The sequence below is a fragment of the Oceanispirochaeta sp. genome (assembly GCF_027859075.1).
GTDB lineage: Bacteria > Spirochaetota > Spirochaetia > DSM-2461 > DSM-2461 > Oceanispirochaeta.
This window is the reverse complement of the sequence record NZ_JAQIBL010000309.1, coordinates 21,005-27,294: the sequence shown is the minus strand read 5'-3', so window position 1 is coordinate 27,294 and position 6,290 is coordinate 21,005. Positions and strand designations below refer to the sequence as shown.

Sequence of the window (6,290 nt, the reverse complement as noted above, 5' to 3'; positions counted from 1 at the left end):
AAATTAAAAATACACAATTTTTTTTCATTAGAAACTTCCTTGACAGACGATGGAATTCCCGAAGGTGGAAAATACTAGTAAATCTATCTTTAAATTAATTATAGGATCTTTCATGCAGTAACACAATGAAACGATAAAACTGGAACCAGTCTCCTGATTTTATGATCAATCCTAAGGAAAGCATATCCTTTCACTCTTGGGGAAAAACTGAATTTTCAGCTCATCTTTCTCTTCTCTGTCTTGTTTCATTGTAAAGCAACCCCTAAATGCGAGGGCAAATCCGATAGTTCCCACAAATGCGGAGGTCAACTCATCCTGAAGAGAAACAGCAGTTTCCTCATTGCATTCTGCATTGATATACACATTCAGTGTATGCCTCTCCTGCCCAAATTGAATCAGATAGGCTGAATGATCAGGAAATATACATCATATACATAGGACACTTCATGCCCAATAGATTCCAGTCCTTGTTTGACATAGCCCTGTGGTTTTTCAGGAAAAATCATTTTTGTACCCTCATTGTGAATCTTTTATGCAGATTGCATACCAAAGGGTATTCTTGTGATATTTCAGACTTATAAAGATTTCAAAGAATCAGGATCTGACAATTATGTGTGTTTTGATTGACATAATACTTTACGGTTAAAATTTGATCCTTGATATTAATAAAGGGAGGATAGTATTGGATTATCCCTCGCATTCCATTTATGAACATGCTATTATTATTGGAATTTGTACGCTTTAAGAAATATCATAAAGGATGTTTTCATGCCTCTAGGACCTTCCGGTGACTTACCCATTCGTGTCTTTCGTCAATCCCTGAGTAAACTGGGTGTGTTTCTCCATAATTATCTTACGGGAGAAACTTTTCCTAATGATCTCTGGTATTCATGGGGATATAGTGATTCAGATCTGGCTGAAAATCTCTGGCTGAAATTTGTTCATCCTGATGATGTTGCAAGAGTAGATAAAGCCATGAAAGAAATAAGTGAAGGAAAAACAGACCTTTATGATGAAATATACAGAATCAAAACAAAAAGCGGTGAATACCGGTGGCTCTACAGTTCTGGTAATTTCATATCTCGATCCAAGGATAGTTCTCCTGGTTTATACCTGGGAGCTGATCGTGATATCACTGAATTAAAACAGACTGAACAGCGATTATCCCAGGCATTAAAAATGGCACAGGACAGAAGTCTGGACATTGAAAACCTGATGGCAGCCGGGGCGGCAGTCACTTCTATCCTGGATTATACAGAATCAATCGAAATGGTCCTTGAGAAATCACAACAGGTCATTTGTTATGATTATGCTACAGTGCAGCTTCTGAAAGAGGACAATCTTGTTGTCGTCGGTTCTAGGGGCTGGGTTGATAATGGTTCCATTTTAGGGGTTGTAATACCGCTATCCTCAAATTATCCGAATACCAGGGTTGTTCAGGAAAAAAAGGCCTTGATCTTGAACGATTTTTCCGGCTTTGATAATTCGAAATACCCACTTTACGATGAAAGTCACAGTTCCTGGATCGGTGTTCCTCTTGTTATAAATAATAAAGTCCTTGGATTGTTATCATGCAACCGGAAGGATTCAAGATCTTTTGAATCAGTGCACCTGGAAATGGCCATCGGCTTTGCAGTCTTTATTTCCATAGCTCTCAATAATGCAGATTTGCATGAAGAAATGAGGCATCTTGCCAACACTGATTCCCTAACCAGTCTTCATACACGGCGCTGGTTTTACGATAGCGGTCAACGATTACTGGATCAGTCTGTACGACATAAATGGCCCCTGACGGTGATGATGATGGATCTGGATGATTTTAAAAGGATTAATGATAATCTCGGGCATCAGATGGGTGATCATGTCCTGGTGGCAGTATCAAAAGTCATTGAGAACGAGACCAGAAAGAGTGATCTACTGTGCCGATATGGAGGTGAAGAGTTCTCAATTATTCTACCTGAAACGGATTTTGAATATGCAAAAATATTTGCAGAGAGGGTCCGTACTCATATTGAAGAACTTCATATCTCCAATCTTGACCAGAGAGTCACAATCTCTATCGGAATGACTGTGAGCTCTGCCGGTGGGGGCATTGAAATTGATGCCTTGATGTCCAGGGCGGATGAGGCACTATACCATGCTAAAAATCAGGGTAAAAACAAATGGGTCTGTCTTTAACCCCCCACCCCTATAAATAGAACACAAATCCCATATAAAAACCAATTCCTCCTGAGAGAACAAAGAGGTGCCAGATCACATGACTCAGTGGAACTTTTTTTGTGAGATAAAACAGGATTCCGATGGTATAGGAGAGTCCTCCCATGATCAGCCACTTTAAAATACCCAGTGGAAAAACCTGAATCATGGGTTTTATGGCAATGATCATGAGCCAACCCATGGGGAGGTAGAGAAGATCTGAAAGGATGTGCTTTTCTCTGATAAAAATAGTTTTCAACAGAATTCCCAGGAGAGCCAGTCCCCATATTATACCAAAGAGAGTCCATCCCCAGGTTCCGCCCAGCCCCAGTAAAACAAAGGGGGTATAAGTACCGGCAATGAGTAGATAAATGGCTGCCTGATCGATGATTCTGAATATACTGCTCAAACGGGGAATATCAGAGAATTGATGAGTCAGGGATGAGGATAGATACAGTAATATCTGAAAAGATCCATATATGCTGAAGGAAACATAGGCCAGGGTTGATCCACCCCTTTGTTTTGTCAGGACAAGTAGAATAATCAGCCCGGCGATGCTCAATCCGGCACCGATACTGTGGGTGAGGGCATTCAATTTTTCTTCGATGCTTTGCTGTTCAACCTTATCTGTGCTTGTTGTCATAATATTACTATACTCAGGAAGAGATCACTTTTTCTATGGTGTAAATCGACTAATTTTCATTGTTATGGATGGGATGGAATTTTTCATGAAAGCTCTGAGGAACCAGAAATTGAAGGGACTGTGATACCACTTCAATATGGATAGGACCATCGGTCTTTTTTAATTCACCATCAATATGAAAGACTCTGTCTTTTTGAGACTGGAACTCCATTTCTTTGATCTTGTAGTGTTCAATCAGTGGAAGACTCCTTTTGGCATTCCAGTTGTTTATTCTGTCATACTGACCATTCCATAAACGATAAAGCTGAAAAGGAATTCTGAAGGGACTCGTTATATTAAACAGATAGACATCAAAGAGACCATCATTACAAACAACATCGGGACAGATTTTATAATACCATCCAAAATAGGGCCGTACTCCCAATTCAATCAGGGGTGCTCTGGTGTCAATTGTATACTGATCAAAAGGGAATTCCGCATTGGTTCTGGTTCCTCTAAAAGCGAAGCGTCCCTTCATCATCTTGAGCCTCTGAGGTTCTGTGAGGAGTCTGGCATTATTCCAAACGATTCTGATCGCCGGGATTATATAGGGGATGAAACCAGGACGCGGGGCCTTATCTCCACCGGTCCGCCTATTCTGGTTCCTTGCCTGAAGAATTCTGGCATCCAGTCCTGTGCCGAAGAGCTGGCCGTATGTCTCTATCCCGTCATAGCTGATTTTAAGAAGATCCACTCTTTGAGTCAGCTTGTCTTTCATACTTTTCAGATAAGTTTTTACCTGATTTGACAGCCCTTTCGGCACTTCATAACTGTCTTGAATTCCATTCCCGCTTCCTCCTCTCAAAAAACCAACGGCAATCTCCTGCCGTCTCTGATCATCTGCATCGTTCATAAGTGTATTGAGAGCCAGATTCGCAGTACCGTCTCCACCCCAAACAAGAAGGAATGAATCATTTGATGCCACAAACTCTTTAATGAGCTGCTTGAAGTGTTCCCGGCTTGCACTCTCCGATACGGTTCCACCCTTCACGTAACGCAGCAAGCGTTTCAGTTCTTTAGAAAACCAGGGATACCGTCCGGGATTGATGATGAGGTTAAATCTGTTTTCCATATATTAAGGTTCTCCTGTTAATCAGTATAATATAAGAAATCCATAGGAGAGAGGGGGCAGGGATATTTCGTCAATCAGTTCTACTTTCCGGGTTCCTGGTTTCTCTGGAAAGTTAAGTTCCGGTTAATAAATCATGAGCCGATACTGCAGGAATAGGTGTGACTGTCTGGTTTTTTAATCATTTATCGTCAGAAAATAATTTCAGCTGTAAGATCCCTTCTGATTCCAGGGCCAGGAGCTTTTCCTTGGCTCCTAATCCACCGGCATATCCCACCAGATCTCCCTTACTACCGATAATGCGATGGCAGGGGATTATAATGGATATTGCATTCGCTCCGTTGGCCGAGGCAACGGCACGGATGGCTCGGCTGTTTCCCAAACTTTCCGACTGTTTCTTATACGTAGATGTTTCCCCATAGGGGATCTTCAGAAGTTCGGCCCAGACTCTCTTTTGAAACTCTGATCCTATCTGGAGGAGGGGTATATCAAAGATTTGACGATTTTTACTAAAATATTCTTCCAGCTGTTTCATTGTTTCTTCTATAACGTCACTGTTTCCATCCTCATATTCACCATTTAATCCTGACTGAATCCTCTGATCTATGGATTGTCTCATCTTTCTGTATTGCCAGTCACAAAGGCATATTTTATTTTCAAGACTTCCGATTAAAAGGTCACCGACTGGGGTTTTAAATTTTTTTACCTGTATTCTTTTCTTTTCCATTCATTATCATCCATACTGCATTTTGATCTTCTAAAAGTGTAATTATAGTGGGACAACCCGGGAGGAGGATATAATGACAGTGAATGAATTTCACAATTTCTGCATTTCATTCAAAGGAGTCAGTGAGGAATTCCCTTTTGATGATAGAGTTGTCGTCTACAAAGTTAAGGGGAAAATTTTTGCTCTCTGTGACCTTGACTCCTTACCGAATGTCCCGGATTGGCGAATAACCTATCATACCATGATCCTTGGCTCAGTCACTGGATTTTTGTACTGGAAAAGGAACTATCACATTGAGCATCACATGTTTGCCGCCGTCCCTTTTTTTATGAATTCATGAACTAGCTAATTCAGGTCTTTCGGTTTAAGGAGAAGAGAACTGACCAATTCCCATTTGCATCCGCTGTCTTTTAAGTCAATAATAACGACCGCACTGGTAGGCATCTCTATATATGTCTTTATAAGCTTTTCAGCAGCAAGAGATATCCCTGGATTATGACCCACCAGAAACAGGGTCATTTCATCATCCATTTTTGTCAGGATTGTCTCCAGAATGACCTGGGCAGATGCCAGATAGAGATCCGGGAGTTCTTCAACAACAGTTTGATCGAATACTTCAACCATCAGCCTGGCTGTGGTCAAGGCCCTCACGGCAGTACTGGTGAGTATCATATCGGGTTCAATGCCCCGCCTTTTCAACTCTTCAGCCATGAGGGGGGCATCTTTAAGACCTCTTTTGTTTAGTGGTCTGTTAAAATCTATATCATCAGTATGCCAGTCAGACTTACCATGTCGAATCAGAACAAGTTTCATAAAAAGCTCCCAACAGAAATTATGATTGATTATATTAGATACCGACTTCCTTTGAAAATATAGATCTTCCCATATTTTCATATGTTGACTCAATAGGGTCAACAATATAAGATGGCGAGGTGCTCTGTAAGGGCGTAAATATATTTCAGGAGAAATAAAGTAATGGCAAGAAATTCCAAAGCAAAGGGAAAAATTGTCCGCCGCTTAGGTGTCAACATTTACGGTAACAGTAAATATGATAAATTACTTAAGAAGAAACCGCATGGACCGGGTATCGAAAAAGGTAAACGGATCCGTAAGAAAGAAAGCGATTTCGGTAGACAACTCGTAGAGAAACAGAAGATCAGATTCGCGTACGGACTTAGTGAAAAACAGTTTTACAACTTGTTTATAAAAGCTAAAAAGTTTTCCGGTCTATCCGGTGATAACATGATGATCCTCCTCGAAAAAAGACTGGACAATGTTGTGTACAGACTGGGTCTGGGAACAACCAGAACTCAGACGAGACAGCTGGTAAGTCACGGTCACATCTATGTAAACGGTCGTCGATGTAACATTCCTTCAAGAACCCTTGTTGAAGGTGATGAAGTAACTGTCAAAGACAGTGAGAAGAGTAAAAAGCTTGTTCGGGAAAGTCTGGCTAGAAATAACCAGTCCGTTCCTATCTGGCTGACCTTTTCTGAAGATAGCCTCAACGGCAGGGTCGAAAGAACCCCATACAGAACTGATATCGTATCTGTTGCTAATGAACAGATGGTTGTTGAATTCTACTCTAGATAATTCTGGACCATTTTATTTAAAAA

The 6,290-nt window shown here is 40.9% G+C and carries 6 protein-coding genes; 2 read left to right on the top strand and 4 right to left on the bottom strand.

Going from position 1 to position 6,290, the window contains the following annotated elements; genetic code table 11:
• Positions 1-768 precede the first annotated feature (768 nt).
• Positions 769-2,178 (top strand): sensor domain-containing diguanylate cyclase, encoded by a 1,410-nt coding sequence (locus PF479_RS17455; RefSeq protein WP_298009298.1) that lies wholly within the window; start codon positions 769-771, stop codon positions 2,176-2,178.
• Between the two features lie 10 nt (positions 2,179-2,188).
• On the opposite strand, the gene PF479_RS17450 is transcribed toward PF479_RS17455, so the two are convergent.
• The 4 genes from PF479_RS17450 to PF479_RS17435 form a co-directional block, all read right to left on the bottom strand.
• On the bottom strand, positions 2,189-2,839 hold the full coding sequence (locus tag PF479_RS17450; RefSeq protein ID WP_298009295.1) for a hemolysin III family protein: 651 nt from the start codon (positions 2,837-2,839) through the stop codon (positions 2,189-2,191).
• A 49-nt stretch (positions 2,840-2,888) separates the two neighbouring features.
• On the bottom strand, positions 2,889-3,950 hold the full coding sequence (locus PF479_RS17445) for a diacylglycerol kinase family protein (RefSeq protein ID WP_298009293.1): 1,062 nt from the start codon (positions 3,948-3,950) through the stop codon (positions 2,889-2,891).
• 178 nt (positions 3,951-4,128) lie between these two features.
• Positions 4,129-4,674, bottom strand: a complete 546-nt coding sequence (locus PF479_RS17440) for a methylated-DNA--[protein]-cysteine S-methyltransferase (protein ID WP_298009289.1) — start codon at positions 4,672-4,674, stop codon at positions 4,129-4,131.
• Between the two features lie 345 nt (positions 4,675-5,019).
• Positions 5,020-5,487, bottom strand: a complete 468-nt coding sequence (locus PF479_RS17435) for a histidine phosphatase family protein (RefSeq protein ID WP_298009286.1) — start codon at positions 5,485-5,487, stop codon at positions 5,020-5,022.
• Between the two features lie 162 nt (positions 5,488-5,649).
• Here PF479_RS17435 and rpsD point away from each other — a divergent pair, with 162 nt between their 5' ends.
• On the top strand, positions 5,650-6,267 hold the full coding sequence (gene rpsD / locus PF479_RS17430) for a 30S ribosomal protein S4 (protein ID WP_298009284.1): 618 nt from the start codon (positions 5,650-5,652) through the stop codon (positions 6,265-6,267).
• The last annotated feature ends 23 nt before the right edge of the window (positions 6,268-6,290 follow it).

Excerpts from the sequence above, each read along its gene's own strand:
- PF479_RS17455 (WP_298009298.1), top strand. The coding sequence starts at position 769 with ATGCCTCTAGGACCTTCCGGTGACTTACCCATTCGTGTCTTTCGTCAA.
- PF479_RS17450 (WP_298009295.1), bottom strand. The coding sequence starts at position 2,839 with ATGACAACAAGCACAGATAAGGTTGAACAGCAAAGCATCGAAGAAAAA.
- PF479_RS17445 (WP_298009293.1), bottom strand. The coding sequence starts at position 3,950 with ATGGAAAACAGATTTAACCTCATCATCAATCCCGGACGGTATCCCTGG.
- PF479_RS17440 (WP_298009289.1), bottom strand. The coding sequence starts at position 4,674 with ATGGAAAAGAAAAGAATACAGGTAAAAAAATTTAAAACCCCAGTCGGT.
- PF479_RS17435 (WP_298009286.1), bottom strand. The coding sequence starts at position 5,487 with ATGAAACTTGTTCTGATTCGACATGGTAAGTCTGACTGGCATACTGAT.
- rpsD (WP_298009284.1), top strand. The coding sequence starts at position 5,650 with ATGGCAAGAAATTCCAAAGCAAAGGGAAAAATTGTCCGCCGCTTAGGT.